This is a genomic window from Shewanella basaltis, assembly GCF_023283885.1.
GTDB classification, from domain to species: Bacteria; Pseudomonadota; Gammaproteobacteria; order Enterobacterales; family Shewanellaceae; genus Shewanella; species Shewanella basaltis.
Map to the genome: position 1 here is coordinate 23,229 of NZ_JAKILA010000013.1, position 21,765 is coordinate 44,993.

The 21,765-nt window shown below is 41.8% G+C and carries 22 protein-coding genes and 1 other annotated feature; of the genes, 11 read left to right on the forward strand and 11 right to left on the reverse strand.

The genetic code is table 11. The annotated features are described in order from the left end of the window. Positions 1-3: 3 nt before the first annotated feature. From hisB to L2703_RS10735, 5 genes are all read right to left on the reverse strand, one after another. Complete coding sequence (hisB, locus tag L2703_RS10715) at positions 4-1,071, reverse strand: bifunctional histidinol-phosphatase/imidazoleglycerol-phosphate dehydratase HisB (RefSeq protein ID WP_238104410.1); 1,068 nt, start codon at positions 1,069-1,071, stop codon at positions 4-6. Between the two features lie 58 nt (positions 1,072-1,129). Next, on the reverse strand, positions 1,130-2,191 hold the full coding sequence (hisC, locus tag L2703_RS10720) for a histidinol-phosphate transaminase (RefSeq protein ID WP_248971085.1): 1,062 nt from the start codon (positions 2,189-2,191) through the stop codon (positions 1,130-1,132). Positions 2,192-2,218: 27 nt separating this feature from the next. Beyond that, positions 2,219-3,511: a histidinol dehydrogenase gene (gene hisD / locus L2703_RS10725; RefSeq protein WP_248971086.1), complete on the reverse strand. Its 1,293-nt coding sequence runs from the start codon at positions 3,509-3,511 to the stop codon at positions 2,219-2,221. 3 nt (positions 3,512-3,514) lie between these two features. Continuing rightward, a complete protein-coding gene (gene hisG, locus L2703_RS10730) occupies positions 3,515-4,414 on the reverse strand; it encodes an ATP phosphoribosyltransferase (RefSeq protein ID WP_248971087.1) in 900 nt (299 codons plus the stop codon). Positions 4,415-4,483: 69 nt separating this feature from the next. Then, positions 4,484-4,602 (reverse strand) — a sequence feature (His leader region). 303 nt (positions 4,603-4,905) lie between these two features. After that, the gene (locus L2703_RS10735; protein ID WP_248971088.1) at positions 4,906-6,246 is read right to left on the reverse strand and encodes a hypothetical protein; all 1,341 of its coding nucleotides are present in this window, start codon (positions 6,244-6,246) and stop codon (positions 4,906-4,908) included. A 350-nt stretch (positions 6,247-6,596) separates the two neighbouring features. Between L2703_RS10735 and L2703_RS10740 the strand changes: the two genes are divergently transcribed. Continuing rightward, positions 6,597-6,992 (forward strand): Fis family transcriptional regulator, encoded by a 396-nt coding sequence (locus L2703_RS10740; RefSeq protein WP_248971089.1) that lies wholly within the window; start codon positions 6,597-6,599, stop codon positions 6,990-6,992. Between the two features lie 227 nt (positions 6,993-7,219). Here L2703_RS10740 and L2703_RS10745 read toward each other — a convergent pair whose 3' ends face one another. Genes L2703_RS10745 through L2703_RS10755 form a run of 3 tightly spaced genes read right to left on the reverse strand, consistent with a single transcriptional unit; the run spans position 7,220 to position 9,488 of the window. Next, on the reverse strand, positions 7,220-7,780 hold the full coding sequence (locus L2703_RS10745; RefSeq protein ID WP_248971090.1) for a DUF1569 domain-containing protein: 561 nt from the start codon (positions 7,778-7,780) through the stop codon (positions 7,220-7,222). Further along, a complete protein-coding gene (locus tag L2703_RS10750; protein WP_248971091.1) occupies positions 7,780-8,247 on the reverse strand; it encodes a DUF6265 family protein in 468 nt (155 codons plus the stop codon). The genes L2703_RS10745 and L2703_RS10750 overlap by 1 nt, the downstream gene beginning before the upstream one ends. Then, positions 8,244-9,488 carry a cation:proton antiporter gene (locus L2703_RS10755; RefSeq protein ID WP_248971092.1) on the reverse strand — a complete coding sequence of 415 codons (1,245 nt, stop codon included), beginning with the start codon at positions 9,486-9,488 and terminating at the stop codon, positions 8,244-8,246. Before L2703_RS10755 ends, L2703_RS10750 begins: the two co-directional genes overlap by 4 nt. A gap of 212 nt (positions 9,489-9,700) precedes the next feature. On the opposite strand from L2703_RS10755, the gene yoaA reads away from it, so the two are divergent. The 8 genes from yoaA (at position 9,701) to rnd (ending at position 18,473) form a co-directional block, all read left to right on the forward strand. Continuing rightward, on the forward strand, positions 9,701-11,626 hold the full coding sequence (gene yoaA / locus L2703_RS10760) for a DNA repair helicase YoaA (RefSeq protein WP_248971093.1): 1,926 nt from the start codon (positions 9,701-9,703) through the stop codon (positions 11,624-11,626). A 74-nt stretch (positions 11,627-11,700) separates the two neighbouring features. Continuing rightward, positions 11,701-12,402: a tRNA (adenosine(37)-N6)-threonylcarbamoyltransferase complex dimerization subunit type 1 TsaB gene (gene tsaB, locus L2703_RS10765; protein ID WP_248971094.1), complete on the forward strand. Its 702-nt coding sequence runs from the start codon at positions 11,701-11,703 to the stop codon at positions 12,400-12,402. A gap of 69 nt (positions 12,403-12,471) precedes the next feature. Further along, positions 12,472-12,801 (forward strand): hypothetical protein, encoded by a 330-nt coding sequence (locus L2703_RS10770; protein WP_248971095.1) that lies wholly within the window; start codon positions 12,472-12,474, stop codon positions 12,799-12,801. Continuing rightward, complete coding sequence (locus tag L2703_RS10775; protein WP_248971096.1) at positions 12,794-13,468, forward strand: M50 family metallopeptidase; 675 nt, start codon at positions 12,794-12,796, stop codon at positions 13,466-13,468. Before L2703_RS10770 ends, L2703_RS10775 begins: the two co-directional genes overlap by 8 nt. 98 nt (positions 13,469-13,566) lie before the next feature. Continuing rightward, complete coding sequence (locus L2703_RS10780; protein WP_248971161.1) at positions 13,567-14,328, forward strand: class I SAM-dependent methyltransferase; 762 nt, start codon at positions 13,567-13,569, stop codon at positions 14,326-14,328. Between the two features lie 157 nt (positions 14,329-14,485). Continuing rightward, entirely contained in the window at positions 14,486-15,385 is a 900-nt protein-coding gene (locus L2703_RS10785; protein WP_248971097.1) for an alpha/beta hydrolase, read from the forward strand. A gap of 214 nt (positions 15,386-15,599) precedes the next feature. Beyond that, positions 15,600-17,273 carry a long-chain-fatty-acid--CoA ligase FadD gene (gene fadD, locus L2703_RS10790; protein ID WP_248971098.1) on the forward strand — a complete coding sequence of 558 codons (1,674 nt, stop codon included), beginning with the start codon at positions 15,600-15,602 and terminating at the stop codon, positions 17,271-17,273. Positions 17,274-17,360: 87 nt separating this feature from the next. Continuing rightward, positions 17,361-18,473: a ribonuclease D gene (rnd, locus tag L2703_RS10795; RefSeq protein WP_248971099.1), complete on the forward strand. Its 1,113-nt coding sequence runs from the start codon at positions 17,361-17,363 to the stop codon at positions 18,471-18,473. A gap of 102 nt (positions 18,474-18,575) precedes the next feature. On the opposite strand, the gene minE is transcribed toward rnd, so the two are convergent. Genes minE through minC form a run of 3 tightly spaced genes read right to left on the reverse strand, consistent with a single transcriptional unit; the run spans position 18,576 to position 20,341 of the window. Then, positions 18,576-18,836: a cell division topological specificity factor MinE gene (minE, locus tag L2703_RS10800; RefSeq protein ID WP_160052275.1), complete on the reverse strand. Its 261-nt coding sequence runs from the start codon at positions 18,834-18,836 to the stop codon at positions 18,576-18,578. A gap of 2 nt (positions 18,837-18,838) precedes the next feature. Then, positions 18,839-19,648: a septum site-determining protein MinD gene (gene minD / locus L2703_RS10805; RefSeq protein WP_248971100.1), complete on the reverse strand. Its 810-nt coding sequence runs from the start codon at positions 19,646-19,648 to the stop codon at positions 18,839-18,841. 27 nt (positions 19,649-19,675) lie between these two features. Beyond that, complete coding sequence (minC, locus tag L2703_RS10810; RefSeq protein WP_248971101.1) at positions 19,676-20,341, reverse strand: septum site-determining protein MinC; 666 nt, start codon at positions 20,339-20,341, stop codon at positions 19,676-19,678. A gap of 119 nt (positions 20,342-20,460) precedes the next feature. Between minC and L2703_RS10815 the strand changes: the two genes are divergently transcribed. Beyond that, positions 20,461-20,739 (forward strand): YcgL domain-containing protein, encoded by a 279-nt coding sequence (locus tag L2703_RS10815; protein ID WP_248971102.1) that lies wholly within the window; start codon positions 20,461-20,463, stop codon positions 20,737-20,739. A gap of 30 nt (positions 20,740-20,769) precedes the next feature. Beyond that, the gene (locus L2703_RS10820; RefSeq protein ID WP_248971103.1) at positions 20,770-21,732 is read left to right on the forward strand and encodes a lytic murein transglycosylase; all 963 of its coding nucleotides are present in this window, start codon (positions 20,770-20,772) and stop codon (positions 21,730-21,732) included. The last annotated feature ends 33 nt before the right edge of the window (positions 21,733-21,765 follow it).

Below are 21,765 nucleotides of genomic sequence, written 5' to 3' on the forward strand. Positions count from 1 at the left end.
TCCTTACAGTACGCCTTTGCTTGATGGCAGTATGTCGCCTTCGACTTTCACCGCTTGGCGAAGTGTGCGGCCTAACACTTTAAACAATGCTTCCACTTTGTGGTGATCGTTATCGCCTGTTGAGCCAATGTGCAATGTGCAACGAAGGCCGTCAGCAAATGAGCGGAAGAAATGCGGCACCATTTCAGTGGCCATTTCGCCCACCATTTCACGGTCAAAATCAGCACTGAATTTAATAAATGGTCGCCCTGAGATATCCATTAAACATTCACCGCTGGCTTCATCCATTGGTAAGCTAAAACCAAAGCGCGCAATACCGCGTTTGTCACCTAGTGCTTGGCGAATTGCATCACCAATGGCGAGGGCGGTGTCTTCAACACTGTGGTGATCGTCAATTTCTAAGTCGCCGTCGACGTGGACATCCATTTTGAAATTGCCGTGGGTTTGAATTTGATCAAGCATGTGGTCAAAAAATCCAATGCCAGTTTCGATTGACCCTTTGGTTTGACTGTCTAGGTCGATGGTCACTTTAATGTCGGTTTCTTTGGTTGTGCGCACTACCGTGGCGATACGGCCTTTGCTCAATAGGGCATTGGCGATGTCGTCCCAGTTAAGGCTTTGACGGTCATATTTAAAGCTTTTAATGCCCATGGCATTAGCCAGTTCTACGTCAGTGTCACGATCGCCAATCACCGCAGAGGTGGTAAAGTCGATTTTACCTTGAGTTAAGTAGTCTTTCACCAGGCCAAGTTTTGGCTTGCGACAGCTGCAGTTTTCGTCATTAAAGTGTGGGCAAATGACCACATCGTCAAATTTAACACCTTGGCTGGCAAAGATTTGCATCATCATATTGTGTGGTGCGTCAAAGTCTTCTTTTGGAAATGAAGGTGTGCCTAAGCCATCTTGATTACTCACCATCACCAACCGAAATCCAGCCTTTTGCAGCTTGAGTAGAGCAGGAATGACTTGTGGTTCGAAAACCAGTTTTTCTAAGCGGTCTAATTGCTTGTCGATAGCAGGCTCTTCTACTAATGTGCCATCGCGGTCGATGAATAATATGTTTTGTTTCATGGGACTACCTTAACAATAGGGTGTAATTTTATAGTTAACTTTTATGTATTAATGTGGTTTATGCCGCCGAGCCGTTAAACAACGCAATAATGGCATTGGTTTGCTGCTCGTTGGTAAAGCTAAAGCGGATAGCATCGGCTAAGCGAGGATCTTTGTATGCACGGGCAACAATGCCTGCCTCACGTAAGCGCTCAGCTACGCTGGCAACATCATCGAATTTAGCTAACACGTAGTTACCGTTTGCTGGCAGTACTTGAGCGCCAAAAGCACTTAATGCCGTACTTAATCGCTGGCCTTGTTCGACTAAAGTGGCCACCTGAGTTTGCATGGTATCAAGACCTTGGGCACTTAAGGCTTTAGTGGCTAATTCAGACACCGGCAGTGGCACGGGATAAGGTGCAATCACTAACATGACTAAATCGATAATGGCATCATTGGCTAACATAAAGCCACAACGTGCGCCGGCCAATGCAAATGCTTTTGATAAGGTGCGCAGTACCACAAGGTTAGGGTAGGTGCTAAGCAAATCTGCCACGCTGTATTGGGGGCAAAACTCAATGTAGGCCTCGTCTACCACCACAATGGCATTGGGCGCAGCTTGAATGGCTTGCTCAATATCTTCTTTAGCGATAACCGTACCCGTAGGGTTATTTGGGTTACAAATAAACACGATTTTGGCATTGCCGATTTGCGCAGGCCATGCAGCGGGTAGCTGATAGTTTTCGGTTAAACTTAACGCAGTGACACTGACATTAAATGTGGCAGCGCTAATGGCGTACATGCCATAAGTTGGCCCAAAACAAGCAATACTGTCGACACCTGGTATGCAAAACGTGCGGATTAATAATTCAATCGCTTCATCTGCGCCGCGACTGGCAATAATGTTACTGGCCTTTACGCCGGAATACTGGCTGTATGCATTAATCAGCTCTGGGGGTTGGCATTCTGGGTAACGGTTCACTTTATCTAACTCACTGTTGTTAAACGGTGACTCGTTAGCGTTAATCCAAATGTCACCACGGCCACCAATGCGTCTGGCACTTTGGTACGGGGTTAACGAGAGTAATTCTGGTCGGGCCAACTGTTTAGGGTCAAATGGCGCTGCTGTTTTTGGGCTCATGGCTATGTTCTCTAATTCACTAAACTATCATTGTTGTAGGCTGGCTAAACGAATTGCGATGGCATTTTTATGGGCATCTAGCAGCTCATTTTCAGCCAGTACCATGACACTTTGACCTAAGGTTTGTAAGCCAGCTTGACTGAGCTCTTGCACGGTAAAGCGGCGGCTGAAATCAGCGAGCGATAAACTTGAAACCGAGCGACTGTAACCATAGGTGGGTAATACATGGTTGGTGCCGCTTGCGTAATCGCCAACAGATTCAGGGGTATAAGCCCCTAAGAATACTGAACCTGCACCGCGAATGTGCTTTAATACGTCTCGAGGTGCAGCTGTTTGAATAATCAAATGCTCTGGGCCATATAAGTTAGATACTTTTGCGGCTTGGGACATATCGCAGACAACAATACTGCGGCTACATTCTAATGCGGTGGCGGCAATGTCTTTACGGCTCAATTTGGCAAGTTGTTCAGTTAACGCTTGGTTGACCGCGTTTGCTAAATCAACTGAGTCAGTGACTAACATCACTTGTGAATCAACCCCATGTTCTGCCTGTGACAGTAAATCTGAGGCGACAAATGCTGGGTTTGCGTCTTTGTCGGCTATCACTAACACTTCAGACGGGCCTGCTGGCATATCAATTGACACACTGACACGACTGTCTTGCGACACTAAACGTTTGGCTTCAGTGACGTAACGATTACCAGGGCCAAAAATTTTGTCTACATTAGGCACAGATTCGGTACCAAATGCGAGTGCTGCAATGGCTTGGGCACCACCCACTTGAAAAATGTCGGTAATGCCACACACATTGGCAGCATAGACAATGGCATCATTAATGGGTGGTGGGCTTACTAATACACGTTTTTCACAGCCGGCGATTTTGGCGGGTAATGCAAGCATCATCACGGTAGAGATTAGTGGCGCAGTACCGCCGGGTATATATAAACCAACACGCTCGATTGGCTCGCTTCGAAGCTCACAACGCACTCCCGCTTGGGTTTCAATATCCACACCATTAAACACTTGGGCTTTATGGAATGCTTCAATGTTAGCCACTGCTTGAGCTACAGCTTGTTTAACATCGTCACTCACACGATCACATGCGGCACTAATTTGTTCTGCGGTTAATGCCAGCTTGGTGAGTTCAACACCATCAAAACGTTTGTTAAAGCTAATTAACGCCGCGTCACCTTGGCTGTTTACTTGTTCAATAATATCGCGTACACCTTGCTCAACACTGGCGTCACCGATGAGAGGTGAGCGGGTTAATGCTTGTTGTTGCTCGGCTTTAGACAAAGACGCCCAATCGAGAATTTGCATGTGTTACCCCATCATTTTTTCAATTGGCATAACAAGAATTGAACTTGCACCTAAGGCGGTTAATTCTTCCATTGTGTCCCAGAATAAGTCTTCACTGCTAACAGCATGAATGGCCACTCGATTTGTATCGTCATTTAATGGCAATACCGTTGGGTTTTCAGCGCCTGGCAATAGGGCCACGATTTGATCTAAGGTTTCGGTTGGTGCGTGCAATAAGATGTACTTACTTTCGCGAGCACGTATTACCCCATTCATGCGTGATAAAATTTTGTCGATTAGTGCTTGTTTCTCTGGTGTTTGATCTTCGTTTGATTGAATGATGCAGGCCATTGAGCGGTAGATGACTTCGGTTTCATATAAGCCGTTAGCTTCGAGTGTGGCACCGGTTGAAACCAGATCACATATACCGTCAGATAAGCCAGCGCGTGGGGCAACTTCTACTGAACCTTTTAGCATACAGTCACTGTAGTTGATGCCTTTTTCTTGCATAAAACGGCGTAAAAGATTTGGGTATGAGGTGGCAATGCGAAGACCTTCTAAAGAGGTTGCATCTTTGTATTCAAACTCATTAGGCACAGCTAAAGATAAGCGACAAGCACCAAAATCTAACTCACGTAACTTGGTGCAGGCTGAAGGTTTGTTGAGGGTCTGACGTTCGATTTGTTCTTCTTCTAGTACGTTTTCACCAATGATGCCTAAGTCAACTACGCCGTCCATTACTAGGCCTGGAATATCGTCATCACGTACGCGTAATAAATCAATTGGCATATTGTCAGCGTGGGCAATTAGGCGCTGTTCATTTACGTTAAATTTAACACCACAGCTTTTAAGCAGTTGCTGCGATTCTTTTGATAAGCGGCCTGATTTTTGAATGGCGATACGTAAACGTTTTGATTGACTCATGTGATACTTCCTCAATAGATTAAATATAAAATGTTGTAAATTTAAAAGCTTAAAAAATAATTCTGTAGAAAACAAAAAACCCCTGAAATTCCTTCCAGGGGTTTATGTGAAAATATGTTCACCACCAGAAGGATAACGTCCTCCGGCAGTAAGCATCCGAAGGCTACCGCATATGGTGATGATGATGGATTGTAGTCACTTGGATGTTCATAGTTGTTCTCTTAATTCTGTATTAAATAGTCGTTTTTTGTGAGGGTTTATTCACACATAACTTGTCGTGCAAATCGACTTGCATTTAACTTAACCGTATTTATGTTTGTTTGCAATAGTGGATAAAGCATTAATGTCATTTAATGACAAGATTTTTTGCATAAGTTATGCGTTATGACTCATACGTGATTAAAAAGGGCCTCGACCATGAAATATGCTCATCTTTTTTGCAAGCGGGGTGTTACACATTGAGCCACAGCGCTTGAACTTAGCTAGTGTTATTACGGATAAATAATATTCGATGAGCTGAGTTGCAACTCTATTTGACTGCTTATATCAGCTTTTTGACTGGCGGTTAATTGTGCCGAACTGTCAATAGCACTCAATGCGGCTCGTTTATCAAAACTACTCCATATATTTACCGTATTCACGATAGATTCCTCACGTGCGGCTGCATCGTTAATTCTTTGGGCAATATTAAATGCTTGTTGCGGATCGCTTTGGCTGAGCTGGTTTGCTCGCTGACGATAGGCAACGTCTTTATTGTCATCTGAAAGCTGCTCAACCACTTGTAAAAATCGTGATTCAGAATGATCGGCCAGAGCATAACTGGCATTAATAATGATATCTCGCTGCACATTGGTGTCGTAATTATCAATTCGAGCAAGCATGATATTGGGCTCTACACTGGCAATTTCTGCTAGCGCACTATTAAAGTAGTCTTGATTTAAATCGTATATTTGTTTTTGGTTGTTTAAAAAGGCTAGGGCCGCTTCGGGGTCAGTTTCGGCCATTTTACGAGAAATAATAAATACCCCACTGGCACGTTGCTCTGTTGAAATGCCATCTAACCAGTCCACCGCATCTTGGATGTTTTTTTCGACTAATTGATAAACCATTGAGGTAATGAGGTAGTTTGTGGATTCATTTAAAGGCAGTGATGAAATTAAACTAGCTGCCTCATTTGGTGATTGTTCAATATAGTAATACATCGTATTTAAATACATTTTTAGGGTTGATTGGTTTTCAGGTTGTTGCTTTAACCATTCAAATACGCCAAGTGCATCGGTGCTGGCCCATGAGTCAACAATTGACATCACAATTGCCGATCTCATTGGTTCTACCGCTAACAGTTCAACATCACTTAATGCCTGTTGAGGGTTCACTGACGCTAAACCGCGCAAATAACTGTCGAGTAGCGATTCAAATTGTTCAGTATTTTTTTGTTGTTCAAGCCATGAAATTACATTTGAAAATTGTTTTTTTCCGGCAATCTCTAAGATAAAGCCGTATAGATCTTGGTGTTGTGTTTCTTGAGCAACGAGTAGTGCTTCTAAAGGGTCTTGTTCGGCGAGCTGCATGATTTTAAAAATTGACATATATGGTGTTTCATCGTTATTTAGCGATGCTTTTAGCAGGCCTTGGTCACGCTGTTGCGCGGTCAACTGAGAATGTGTTGCCGCTGTAGAGCTTGATGATGCCGTCAATAAATTATTTACGCCGTTGCTTGGCTGTGAAACATGCGAGCTGTTTGCGGTATTGTGTGCCTTGTTCGGCCAAATCAGTGGGTAACTGACAAACCCGATACACCAACTGATCACGACCACAATTAACCATTTCATTATTGCTTTTCCTTAAGCCACATATTACTTATTTATTCACCTAAATTTTGGGTGGACGATATATTTCATTAACAATCTACCAAACCTTAGGCGGTAGTTAATTCAATGCAGTGATAATACCATTGCGCGTGAGTAAATGATCGCTTCGCGAGAATTTAAAAGGGCTTAAACAAGGCGAATGAATAGTGATGCTCTTTCAACGTCATGCAACGCAGTGTAAGCCCTTTTAAACGAGGGTTTAGGTTTATTCGGTTTACGGTATTATGACGCAATTAAGATTGCAATGAAATGTTGAAATCCCGCAGGCTAATACCGCGATGCAGGCGAGATGAGGCGACTAACGGCACATTATGCGTAAAACAGATAAAAAAATAGACAATAGGCTCAGGCAATTACTGACAGAAGTGTGTGATTTTGCAATGGACACGTATTGTGGCTTTGCATGGTTAACTCACATAGTTGATTACAATGCATTTCCTAAAAGTTTGCGCATTGTATGTGTGTTTGATACTGAACCACAACTGAGGCAATTCACTCTAGATGGTCATCAGCTTGAGTTAATGAACTTGATTAAACGCACGTTGGCAAAAGACGGAATTGCCCTTGGCAATATTGAGCAACATGTTCTGTTTGATACGGAAACTGCGTGTCAACAGCAACATAATGGCAACTGGGCATTACGCCTTAGCAGCCCATTAATGGGTGTGGGTTTAAAGAGAGGGAGTGCTGCGGCTCGGTATCATTAATTATCCAGCATTTGGATTAATTAACCTCAACTCTGGATAAGAGATGTATTGATAACGATATAAATCAATAGATTGACTAAAATCCACTGTCAAGCTTGTGATTTGTTTTGCTAACAAGGCGAATTAACGCGTCAATAGCTAGCCTATTGCAAGTTAATTCAACGCAGTGAGGAAGGCAAAGGACTGCTTGAAAGGCGTTTGTTATCCAGAGCTGAGGTTAATTAGCATCATACTGGGTTACTCAATGGTTTAAAGCTGTCTAGGTGATTATAAAAATGCAAAATATGCGCAAGCTCATATTCTTGTTTAGTCAGTTCACCGTAAGCAAAATGCGGTGCTAGTTGGCCTTGGTATTGCGAAAAGTCAGTTAATGATGTGACTAATCGCGCCAGGGCTTGATGGGCATCAGCGTTTGGTTCAAGTACTGGCGCTGCTGGAATGGCCTCGGTAAGGTTATGTGTCATTGCCCCTTTTATGGCAAAAGCAGAAAAGGCTAATGTCCCTATTGTTTGTTTAAATACGGCCGATTTGTGCTGGGGATATCCACTCATGGAAAACTCAACGCTTTGAGCACAATGGGTAAAAATTTGCGCCGCATTCCATTGGCCTATGCTCAAGTTTGCAAGTGCTTCAGCTGGTAAGCTGGCAAACATGTGTAACCTTGAGAATAATGCGTCAAGAGTGAGGGATTTTGGATCGTTGCCTTGTGCTAACCAAACCGCACTTGCACCACTAAGCCCGATCACTGAGCTGGCGAGGCCGATTTTTAAAAACTGTCTGCGTTGCATTAATTTGCCTTATTTTTGTCTTTGAGGCGAGTAAACTTAATGTTAACGCCTTTACTGTGTTGGCCGCTTAACTTCACAATGAGATGATCATGGTCGATAAAATCATACTCAATTTTATTTGGAAAGTCGTGTGCGCTATTTTCAAATACCAGTCTTGTTTGCTCACATTGGGTTAGTTTAAATGCTACTGGCAAAGGATTATGTGCCACTGTCGCCACATAAAAAATCCCTTCAGGCATACTCAATAAATGCAAAGACTCATTGTGTTTCCATTGTTCGGTAAAGGTTTCACCGCTGCCTTCAAAAGTATTGCCACTCACTTGTTGCCATTGCTCTTGCACAATGCGCTGTTTGTGCACACTTTGCCAAACGCCTAATAAGCCTTGCAAAACGGAGATGTTTTCACATTGTGTTGCTAAGGCACTGTGTGACAATAATGTCAGTAGCCCAAATAGGATTAATTTCATTCACGACCTTTTATGTGTTTTCTGGCATAGACTAATTCAAATATGGGGGTCGCCATAAACGTAGTCACAATCGCCATCACTACCATTATCGAAAATAACCCTTGCTCAATAATGCCATGTTGCAGGGCAATATTGATGATAATGAGCTCCATTAGCCCGCGAGCATTCATTAACGCGCCAATAGCCATTGCGGTAGGGTTGTCTGCTCCACTTAACCTTGCTGCCGCCCAACATGCAAGGCCTTTCGCCAATATAGAGGCCAATAAAATTAATAGTGTAATACCGAGTAAATCCCAAGATGCTAATAAGGTTAATTCTGTCTTTAAACCAGAGTATGTAAAAAACATAGGTAACAAAATGACTAGGGTAATGGTATGTAGTCTTGAGGTGAGTATGTCTGTTAGTTGCCCTCTAGGCATCGCAACACCTAATAAAAAGCCGCCAAACACAGCATGTAAACCAACCCATTCCATTGCGTAAGCTGACAAGCCGAACAAGATTAAAATGAATACAAATGTACCATGCGATAATTTGCCTGTTATTTGAGCATTATTAGCAAGTGGTTGAAGCCACATTGTGGCTTTGGTTAGCATAATGTAGGCATAAAGCCCACCGCCGAACAACGCTTTAAGCGCTAATAATACTCCGCCGCCATAACTTCCTAACACTATGGCTAAAATAAACCATGCGGCAGCATCGTCTATTGCGCCAGCCGCTAATGCTAAGGTACCTAAAGCGGTACCGGCTAATCCACGTTCATAGACGATTCTGGCAAGCATTGGGAATGCGGTGATTGCAATTGCGGCGCCCATAAATAATGACGCGTGGCTAAAACTGATATTTTCTGTAAATAAACCAGGAACGTCCATTAGCCAAATACACAACAACATGGCCACTGCAAAAGGGGCTAACATGCCAGCTAACGATACCGATATAGCTGATTTCAGTTGGTTTTTAAATAAATCCGTATTGAATTCTAAGCCTACTAGAAACATGTATAAGCCAACACCCAATTGTGCGCCCAGATATAACCAGGATTGCGTCTGTTCAATAAACACACTTTGTTGCCATTGTGGCCATATAAAACCAAGAAGTGAGGGGCCTAACATCACGCCGGCTATCATCTCGCCAACAACTTTAGGTTGGCCAATAAATTTGGCTAAATACCCCATAACTTGCGAAGCAATAATGATGATAAGTAATTGCAATGAAAAGGCAAAAATGAGTTCAATTGTGTTCATATAACCTTAATAGGGGTGAGTATCGATTGCAGCATGGCAATGTGCCTGTAACAAGGATGCTAACTATTCAATAGAGTCTACTTTGGGTCAAGGGGGGAATGTTAAAATAGTGTGTCTTTGATTTATCGTTATTATAGGTTGGAAGATGTGACGGTTATAAGCATAATACTGCACACAATTAGCCAGTCATCATTTTATCATTTGAGGATACTTTGAGCTCTAGACTCACTAAAACGGTTGTTCACGAATTTAGCGGCCATGGTGCATTGGCTAAACATGTACACAACTACCATCATCGTCAAAGTCAAACCGATATGGCTGTCGCTGTGAGTGAGGCCATTAGCCAACAACATAACCTGATCCTCGAGGCCGGTACCGGTGTAGGTAAAACCTTTGCTTATTTAATCCCTGCATTACTTAGTGGTAAGCAAGTGGTTATCAGTACGGGTAGTAAAAACTTGCAAGAGCAGTTGTTTTTAAAAGATTTGCCCGCCTTACTTGCAATGCTATCTGTGTATGTACCTATTGCATTATTAAAGGGGCGCAATAACTATTTGTGTCAGTTGCGACTGGAAAAGCTTATGCAAAACGCGAGTCAATTTGCTGATGATTACATTGATGATTTACTGAAAATTAATCAGTGGGCGCATTTAACAAAAGACGGCGATATCGGTAATTTAACCTCAGTTGCAGAGCATTCTGAGGTAATTCCAAGCGTGGTAAGCACCAAAGAAACCTGCACAGGTAAGCAATGCCAACATTACGATGTGTGCTTTACTCGAAAAGCGCGGGTAAGGGCGATGGATGCTAAAGTTGTTGTCGTTAATCATCATTTGTTTTTTGCCGATAGACTGCTTAAAGATACCGGTTTTGCTGAATTACTGCCCGATCCTGATGTCGTGATTTTTGATGAAGCCCATTTGGTGCCAGATATTTGCATTAATTATTTTGGAAGTCATATCTCCAGCCGAGAAATAGACTCCCTGCTAAATAACATTATTAAGCTGCACAAAACGGTTATTCGCGACAGTATTCAAATAGAACAGTTGGCGCAGCGAGCATTAATAGGATTAAGTGATTGGCATAATGCAATGTTTGATGCGCAAGTATCAGATTGGCGCAAAGTATTAGCGAATAAACATTTAGCCAACCTATCGTGGACATTACAGCAAGCCTTGGCCGATCTTGCTAACGTGATGACTTATCATCTAGGCCGAGATGATCAGCTTGACCTTGCGTTTGAACAACTTCACGAGCTTGCGCAAAAGTTACAAGATTATTTTGAATGCAAAGATATGCAATCTGCGTACAGTGTCGAATTAGGCGCTAGGTTTATCATGTTAAGGCTTAGCCCGATTAATGTGGCCAAACAATGCCAGCAACTTTTTGATGGTAATACGCAGTGGATTTTTACCTCTGCAACCTTGCAAGTAAATAGAAGTTTAGCCCATTTTGCGACTGAGTTAGGTTTAGGATCTGCTAAGCAGATTATTTTAGACAGTCCATTTGATTATCCAAATCAAGCCATATTTTGTGTACCAAGACACCTTGGCAAAGTAGGTCAGTCTCAACATTCAGTAAAACAAGTGGTTGATGTTTGTATCCCAGCCATCAATGCGGCACAAGGCCGAACATTTATTTTATTTACCAGCCATCAAATGCTTGAGCAGGTTGCCAGTTCCTTACAGGGTAGAACAGCCTACCCATTATTGGTACAAGGGCAGGCGAGCAAACAGAGTTTACTGAATAAGTTTAGGCAATTAGGTCATGCGGTATTACTGGGTACTAGCAGTTTTTGGGAAGGTGTAGATGTGAGAGGCAAATTATTAAGTTGTGTCATCATCGATAAATTACCTTTTGTGTCACCTGATGATGCGCTGTATAAAGCCCGTGCCGCCAATGCTGAACGTCAGGGAATGGATCCATTTAATCATATCTCCTTGCCCCAAGCTGTGATTAGTTTAAAGCAGGGGGTTGGGCGACTTATCCGTGATGAGAAAGATCGAGGCGTGCTGATTTTATTAGACAACCGCATTGTTAACCGTGCTTATGGACAAGCATTTATTAATTCATTACCACCAATGAAACGCACACGAGATTTAGACAGTGCATTGCAATTTTTAAAACAGATCCCATAAGCTTTTTAAAACGGCATGTATCAGTTATCATATTGGGCTAATTTGATGCTTTATTTATTGGGTAATTTTCCATTATGTTACAGCCGTTAACCATACTTGCGCTTGATACCTGCACTGAAACCTGTTCTGCTGCGCTCACTGTCAATGGCAAGCTGTTTGCCCAAATTGCCGACGCCCCTCGTGAACATAGCCAACGGTTATTACCTATGGTTGATGACATTTTAGCACAAGCAAAAGTGACGTTAGGTGAGGTTGACTTAATTGCTTATGGCAGAGGGCCGGGAAGTTTTACCGGTATTAGAATATGTACCAGCATGACTCAAGGGCTTGCACTTGGTTTAGCGTTACCTGTGATAGGTATTTCGACCTTAGCAGCAATGGCCCAAGCGGCGATTACAGAGCACGGAGCCACTCAGGTTTTTTGCAGTATTGATGCTCGTATGGATGAAGTTTATTGGGGCCAATTTGTTGCCAAAGATGGCATTGCAACATTAGTGGGTGAAGAACATGTCAGCGCACCAGAAGCGGTTGAGATGTTACTGAAAAGCGAGCAAGCTATTCATGCCTGTGGTACTGGTTTTGCCGCTTATCCTCAACTGTTGGCATTGGCGCCAGACACCACTTTATGCAGTGACGTTACTTACCCTGACGCAAAATACATGCTGTTGTTAGCACAACAAGGCTATCAACAGGGCTTACACACCAGTGTTGATGAACTTGCCCCAGTTTACTTGCGTGATACTGTCACGTGGCAAAAACTTCCTGGTCGAGAATAGCCATTGCACGTAAATTGACATATTATTTAATCAACACTTCACATAATACTGAGACAGTCAGTTACGCTTATGACGATGAATGCAGCATTATCTTTGGCAAATAATCAATCAGGCGCTGTCAGCCTGAGCCAAGCTGTTGCCGGCAATCGGCCCATTACTCCTGCGCGTGAAGCGATTATTGTCAATCCTGTTACTGTCGATGCTGAGCAACAAGGGGCGCAGAGTCATAGCGTTGAAATTGTTGATGATGTCACCCTATCTGCTAAACGCCAAGCACGTGTCGAGTACGACCGTGAAACCAGTAGCCAACGTGGTGCAATTGCTCAGTATTTATCAACTCAACATTCAGCAAAACGTGAAGAAATTCAACAAATGGTCGGTATAGACTTGTATGCCTAATGGCTTATCTGCAACGCCTAGTCGCAGCCGATTTATGCTTGAACTGCTGGTGGCATTTTTACTCACTCGCTTACCTTATATCTCTATTCCATTTAAATGGTTAGAAAGCTATTTTCATGAGTTATCTCATGGTATTGCAACTATCTTAACCGGTGGGATGGTGAGTCATATTCAGTTATTTCCTAATGGTGCTGGCTTTTGTTTTAGTCAGGGTGGTAGCAGCATAGTCATTGCCTATGCTGGCTATTTGGGCGCTGCATTATGGGGTTATGTTATTTTTTTGTTAGCCACTAAAAAAAGCATTATTCGTTTTACCCTAAGCTTATTAGGGTTGACCGTTGCGTCATCATTAGTGTTTTGGGCGCGTGATATTCTTACCATTGCAATTTTACTTGTGCTTGCAATTGTTTTTTTGTTACCACTTAAATTAAAAAACAGTAGTCTGTTAAACACCTTACTGCGTATATTAGGGCTGATGATAATTTTGAATGCCATGGCAAGCCCTATGGTGTTATTAGGATTAAGTGGCCAAGGCGATGCGGTGATGCTAGCGCAAATGACGTGGATCCCTGCATGGTTATGGGTCATAACATGGCTGATGTTCAGTTGTGTGATGCTGTGGTTATGTTGGCAAAAAGTAGAGTACACAAAGGGAGTAACTAAATGAAACGTAACATGATGTTAGGAGCCTTAATTGGCGTTTCTTGTCTTGGATTAACACCAGCTGTGTTTGCCGCACAGGCCGTGCCTGTTAAGCAAGAAGCAATGCCGCAAATTAATGCTGCATTAGTCAAAGCCGTAGCCAGTGAATTTCGTTCTTCAGAAAATAAATTACGTGACCAATATCGTCACCCAGCTGAAACGTTAGCATTTTTTGACGTCAAACCTGATCAAACTGTAATTGAGTTATGGCCTGGTGGAGGATGGTATGCTGAGATTTTGGCACCTTACTTAGCTGAAAAGGGCCAATATGTGGCAGCTAATTTTGAAACTAAACCGGCTACAGAGACTAGGCAAAGTGCTTATTATCAATCAGCAGGTTTAAAGTTTGAAAAATGGGTAAATGATAACCAAGCCACTGTAGGAAATGTGCAATTTGTCACGCTAGACCCACCTGCTAAATTTGCATTAGGTAAAGATAACTCAGCCGATCATGTGCTGACATTCCGTAATTTGCACAATTGGGCAATGAAAGGTGAATTAGAAGGCGTATTCAAAGCGGCCTATGATGTGTTAAAAGTGGGCGGTTCACTTGGCGTGGTTGAACATAGAGCCAATGTCGGTATGCCAGCAGAAAGCGGTTATATGGATCAAAACCAAATGGTCGAATTGGCCAAAAAATACGGTTTTGAATTAACGGCTAGCTCTGAAATTAACGCTAACCCGAAAGACACTAAAGATTATCCAAAAGGAGTGTGGACATTGCCACCTCGACTCGCAATGGGTGATGAGGATAAGCAAAAATACCTTGATATTGGTGAGAGCGATCGTATGACGCTTAAATTTACCAAAATAGCCACCAAGTAACGTTACCATGGGATAACTTATTATGCTCATTGATAAGTTATCCCGTTTGCTTTCCTTAAGTACTTTATCATCACTTCCAAAAATACATTCATTGTATTGTTGAATAACACCAATGATGTGTTATTGATATTATCTTTAATGAGTGTGGTATTATCCTATGTTAAACACAGGTCTTAATGTTGATGCTACTGAATTTCAGCTGACCTTGGCGCATATTAATATTGCAGTAAAGCGTTATGGTCATGCTAACAATCCAATTATTTTGGCGCTACACGGTTGGTTAGATAACGCCGACAGCTTTGCTCCCTTAGCTCATGAATTTCAACAACTAGGTTTATTTAACAGTCATCAGTTAATCTGCATAGATTGGCCAGGGCATGGCTTGTCTGAGCATAGACCGGGCAGATATCCATTACATTGGGTTGATTATATCTATGATTTACAGGCCGTTATTCAAGCAATATCAACAGATAATCAACCTATCATTCTTATCGGGCACTCTTTGGGAGGGATTATTGCCTCAGCTTACAATGCTTGCATGCCTGAGCATGTCGCAAAATTGATCCTAATCGAAGCACTTGCGCCTTTATTTGAATCAGCAGAGCACGCCAAGAGTCGGCTTCGCAACGGTTTAGTTCAACAAGCGCGTTTTAATCGTCAGTTAGCCCGGCCAACGCCAACATATTCTTCAATGGATGTGGCTATTCAAGCAAGGCATCAACTTACAGGGCTTGCTTTACCTTGGTGTGAGCTCATCACGCGGCGAAATATGCAATTGATTGATGATAAATGCGCGTGGCGAAGCGATCCAAGATTAAAGCTTGATTCATTAAATCGTTTTACCTTTGAACAAGTTGATGCATTAATGACCCGCAGTAATACCGCAACACTTTTTATTGGTGCTATAGACGGTTATAAACAACTCACATTAACTGAACAGCATGCAAATACCTGGTTTACTGATATTAAAATGGTTACATTAGCGGGTGATCATCACTTACATATGGGTAATGCTAGGCAAGTCGCAGAATCGATTGGAGCATTTATTCTAAATTAGTGGCTGTAACGGTTGAAATCGCTGTTATTTTGAATGCATTTATGTGATTATGGTCAAAAATTAAAACACTTGTATGATTTTTGTCGCGACAAATAAGCATTACAAGAAACATAAAAGCCTGCAAAAACAATATAAATGATATGCAGTTGCAATAAAATTTTACCACTGACGGGGAATGCACGTCTTAGCACAGTGGAATGATTAGGAGACACTTGTGGACCAGCCTTGGATTAATCACCTGCCTGAAAATGTTCCGGCCGAAATCGACTCATCTCAATTTAGTTCTTTAGTACACATGTTTGAAGAATCAGTGGCTAAATATGCTGATCAAGCTGCATTTATCAACATGGGCGCGACAATCACTTATCGCAAACTCGAAGAGCGTAGTCGAGCATTTGCTGCTTACTTACAAAATGAACTGCATTTAAATAAAGGTGATCGTGTCGCCATTATGATGCCAAATTTATTGCAATATCCAATTGCTTTGTTTGGTATTTTACGTGCAGGTATGGTCGTAGTTAACGTCAATCCTCTGTATACCCCTCGTGAACTAAAACATCAATTGATTGATTCTGGCGCGAAAGCCATCGTCGTGGTGTCAAATTTTGCCAACACTTTAGAAGAAGTAGTTGATCAAACTCCAGTAGAGTCAGTCATTATTACCAGTCTTGGTGATCAACTCAGTGCGCCTAAACGAACGCTTGTGAATTTTGTCGTTAAATACATTAAGCGAATGGTGCCTAAATACCATTTACCTCATGCGTTGTCATTTCGTGACGCATTAAGTAAAGGCAGAAGGCTACAGTACATTAAAGCAGATATTGATGGTGACGATCTGGCCTTTTTACAATACACCGGCGGAACAACTGGGGTTTCAAAAGGTGCAATGCTTAGCCATAAAAACGTGGTCAGTAATGTATTGCAAGCCAATGGCGCCTATTCGCCAGCACTCAACGATGGTGTTGAGTTTGTTGTCACGGCATTACCGCTTTATCATATTTTTGCCTTAACAGTTAATTGCCTGTTGTTTTTACACAAAGGCAGTAAAAACTTGTTAATTACTAACCCGCGCGATATACCTGCATTTGTCGGCGAATTGAAAAAATACCCATTTACGGCCCTAACAGGGGTGAATACCTTATTTAATGCGTTGGTCAATAGTGAAGAGTTTACCAGTTTAGACTTTTCAAAGTTGAAGTTTTCTATAGGTGGCGGCATGGCGGTTCAGCGCGCTGTGGCAGATAAATGGCAAAAAGTAACCAAAACCAGGTTGTTAGAAGGTTATGGTTTAACTGAGGCTTCACCTTTAGTAACCTGCTGTCCGTATAACTTATCTGGTTATAACGGTTCGATTGGTTTTCCTGCCCCCTCAACCATGATCCAGGTGCGTGATGATGATGGTAAGGTGTTAGCACAAGGCGAAACAGGCGAGTTGTATGCCAAAGGGCCACAGATCATGCAAGGTTACTGGCAACGTCCTGAAGAAACCTCAAAAGTTATCGATAAAGACGGCTGGTTAGCCACAGGTGATATCGGTTACATGGACGAAAAGGGTTTCTTTTATATTGTTGATCGTAAAAAAGACATGATTTTGGTGTCAGGTTTTAATGTGTTCCCGAATGAAATTGAAGAAGTTGTGGCCATGCACCCTAAAGTGATAGAAGTGGCCGCAGTGGGTGTACCTAACGAAGCCAGTGGTGAATTGGTTAAAATATTTGTGGTTGCCAAAGATAAATCGCTTACACAAGAAGAGCTAATTAAGCACTGTAAACATCATTTAACGGGATATAAAGTGCCTAAGCTGGTAGAATTTAGGGACGAATTACCAAAAACGAATGTGGGTAAAATTTTACGCCGACAACTTCGAGACGAAGTTAAAAAAGCATAAAATAATAAGCCGGCAATTAAGCCGGCTTTTTATTGATTAATTTTTTACAGGCCATATTATCGACACGCAATTGGAGCGGGGCTTATTTTGTTAACGTTTGAATATATCAGTGATGATGCCAGTCTTTTATCATTAGTTGAACAGTACCAACACAGCACGTTATTGGTGCTTGATACTGAGTTTGTTCGTACACGCACTTATTACGCAAAACTCGGCCTTATACAAGCTTATGACGGTCAAACATTGGCGTTAATAGATCCCATTGCCATTTCAGATCTTGGGCCATTTTGGCAGCTACTCACTAATCCTAATATCGTTAAATTAGTGCATTCATGTAGTGAAGATCTTGAAGTATTTGCGCATTACGGTAACTGTCAGCCAAGTCCTCTTTTTGATAGCCAAATAGCAGCAAGTTTTGCTGGAATGGGACATGGTTTAGGTTATGCAAAGTTGGTTGAAGCATGCCTTGAAGTGGAAATTGATAAAGGTGAGTCCAGAACCGATTGGATGAAACGGCCATTAACCGATGCTCAACTGCAATACGCGGCAAATGATGTGTATTATTTGTATCAGTTATACCCACAATTGCAGCAAAAGTTGGCCGATAAAAATCGAGAAGCCTGGTTGTTTGAAGAAGGTCAACGCATGACCGAAGGCAGAATGACTTTACCAGATGGCGACAGTATTTATCTTAAAGTGAAAAATGCGTTTCAGCTTAATGGCCAACAACTGGCTTATTTGAAAGTATTGGCAAAGTGGCGTTTAAATAAAGCGGTTAGTCGCAATTTAGCCCTCGGTTTTGTGGTAAAAGATCATGCTTTAATCGCACTTGCTAAAAAGCAACCTAACAGTCTTGCTCAATTGAGCCGATTAACAGAATTGACAGAACAAGAAAAGCGGATCCACGGTAAAGAATTATTAGCAGTGATGGCTAGCGCGGATTTGAATAATCTACCTGAAGAAGTCGATATAGTGGCGCTAAAATCTGGCTATAAGTCTTCATTTAAAGACATAAAAAACCGCTTGTCTGCCCTGTGTGAGCAAGAAAATGTGCCGCTAGAATTTATTGGTTCAAAGCGCCATATCCATGAGTTCTTGTTATGGCTTTACAATAACAAACAAACGCCGACACCTATACTCATGTGTGGTTGGCGAGGGCAGCTTGTAGGTGATTTACTCGCTGATATTCAATTTAGTTAGCCTCAACTCATATCAAATAAAAAATATGCCAAAGTGGATACTCTTGCGACAAGAGTATCCACTTTATTCACAGTGCCGTAATAACCCACAAGGTGAGTTGAGTTATTTTGAGTCAGGCAATGTTACATTCAGTTCTAATACAGATAAGTTATCATCGTTTTGATCTAGCTGAACAGACACCTGGTCGTCTGATATCTGCACATATTTGCGGATCACTTCAATAATTTCTTGCTTCATCTTTGGAAAGTAATCAGGCGCACCACGCTCCCCACGTTGATGCGCGACGATAATTTGTAATCTTTCTTTTGCCAAGGATGCGGTATTAGGTTTTTTATTGCTTCTGAAATAATCAAGTATCGACATAGTTAGCTACCAAAAATCCTTTTAAGGAATCCCTTTTTCTCTTCTGTGATAAATCGAACGGGTACATCTTCACCTAATAAGCGCGCAACGGTGTCGCTGTAGGCTAAGCCTGCATCACTCTCTTGATCTATAATCACGGGAATACCAGAGTTTGAGGCTTTTAGTACCGATTGTGACTCAGGAATAACCCCAAGCAGCTCGATGGCTAAAATTTCTTTTACATCTTCAACGCTTAGCATTTCACCTGTTTTTACCCGTGCAGGTGAGTAGCGAGTCAGTAATAAATATTCTTTGATCGGTTCAAGGGATTGCTCAGCACGACGAGAGCGGCTTTGTAGCATACCTAAAATACGGTCTGAATCGCGTACAGAACTGACCTCAGGGTTAGTGGTAACAATAGCGATGTCGGCAAAATACAATGCCATCATTGCGCCTTGTTCAATCCCTGCTGGTGAATCACACACAATGTAATCAAAGTCCTTGGCTAAGTTATCAAGTACTCGGCCAACACCTTCTTTGGTTAATGCATCTTTATCGCGAGTTTGCGATGCGGGCAATACAAACAGTTGGTCGCAACGTTTGTCTTTAATTAATGCCTGGTTTAAATTCGCTTCACCATTAATGACATTAACAAAATCATATACGACACGGCGTTCACAGCCCATAATCAAATCAAGATTACGTAAGCCGATGTCAAAATCAATCACAACGGTCTTTTTACCTTTTAAAGCTAATCCTGTGGCAATTGCTGCACTGGATGTTGTTTTACCCACACCGCCTTTACCTGATGTGACAACAATAATTTGCGCCATTTTGTTTTATATCCTTTTATTTGCCAATTATTGAGGCAATGATTCAACTGTGAGAGACTCGCCATCAAGGCGGACACAACCTCTTTGATTAAGAGCGTATTGTTGTAGATGTTCTGTTAACCAATACTGCCCAGCAATCGACACTAATTCAGCTTCGAGTGAGTTAGCGATAATCACGCTCTGATTGTCGCCAGCGGCACCCGCCATAGCTTTACCTCGAAGCGCACCATAGATATGAATGCTACCATCAGCAATCACTTCAGCGCCATTACCAACAGCGCCAAAAATGATTAAATCAGCATTTTGTGCGTATATTTGTTGCCCAGAACGCACATTTTGTTTAACAATTTTAGTGGCTCGTTGGGGTAACTGAGCTTTAGGAGCTTGTTTGCCCGATTTGACCACCGCAATCGCCATTTCTTTTGCGTGCGCAATTTGTTCATCATTAGCATCTGTGATGCCAACGATAATTAAATTTCTATCTGTTAATAATTGTTTGAGCGCATAAAAATCAATGTGGGAATGTTTAATCGCAGCAAGATTTAAAACCAATGGGGCGCCTAGAAAAAATTGAGGTGCTTGAGCTAACTTATTATCTAGCTCAGCAGCAATTATATCGAGATTGCTCGTATTGATGTGCAATACTGACAAGGTAAAAGACGTGGCTTTTAATTCGAGATTTTGTTTAGCCATCCCGGCATCATTCTCCAAAACATCAGCTAGAAACTGATTTACAATTATTTTCTTGAGTCACCATGTTATAGTGTGCTTAGTTTACTATCAAGTTTGAACCTTTGGAAATTTACACTAAAATGATCTGTGCAGTATATAAAAGTAGTAAAAAAGTGGATACGTACCTTTTTGTCAAAAAACGTGATGTTTTTGATGATGTTCCTGCTCCGTTAATGGAAATGTTTGGTGCGCCCATGTTAGTGATGGTTGTGCCTTTGTCTAAGCGAGATCATTTAGGTATTGCTGATATTAGTAAAGTCAAAGCAGCTTTAGACGAAAAGGGCTATTATTTACAAATACCTCCACCGGCCATTAATTTGCTTGAGCAACACAAACAAGAGATAGGTTTTAAACAATAAACTGATACGTTAGGGAGTAAATAAGACCGTATGATCCTAAAAATCATGTTAAGCGCCATTATTTACTCCTTGTTGTCTTCATTGGTGATTGCCAAAAGCAACCATCAGCAATTTGAAGATTACCTCCTGACTTTACAGCAAAAATCAATTAATGCTGGTATTTCTGCCGATGTGGTTAACCGTCATATATCGGAAATCAAAATATTTAAAAAAGCCAACCGCGTTAACAAAGAATCACACACCCTCGAGACCTTCATTCCACTTACTATTCCAGAAATCACAGTCAGTACCGCAAGGGCAATGCTACAACAGCATGAATTACTACTTAATAAAATTAGCCAACGTTATCAAGTTCAACCACGATTTTTAATGGCTTTATGGGGAGTTAATTCACGATTTGGCGAAGTCCCAGGGGATTACCCAAGCTTGTCAGTTTTAGCGTCATTGGCATTTAAAGGCGATAATGAAACCTTGTATGTGAATGAGTTTATTGCAGCGCTCAAGCTGATTGAGCAAAAACACATCCCCATCACGTTATTACGTAGTTCCTCCACGGGGGCTATGGGGCAAATGCAAATGATGCCATCGAAAATTTTACAATATGCGGTCGATAGTGACCAAGATGGTCAAATTGATATTTGGAACAGTAATGAAGATGCGTTTGCAACTGCCGCCAATATGCTTTTGCAACAAGGATGGCAATTTGATTCCACTTGGGGGCGCCAAGTCAAAGCAACAATGATGTTAGATCCTAATCTGTTAGGCTTGGATCGCACTCATACGTTTTCAACGTGGCAGGCTTATGGCATAAGACGTTTTAATGGTGATGATTTACCAAGTCGAAGTGACATGAGTGTTTCTCTCATCGCGCCCGACGGAGAAAAAGGGCGTTTTTATTTAGTGTATAACAATTTTCGCTTACTTCATCAATTGACTCCTTCAATACATGACACCTTAGCCTTAACTTACCTTTCAGAAAAAATTAAGCAGTAACTCAAATCGTTTTCAGTGTAAAATATTATCAAT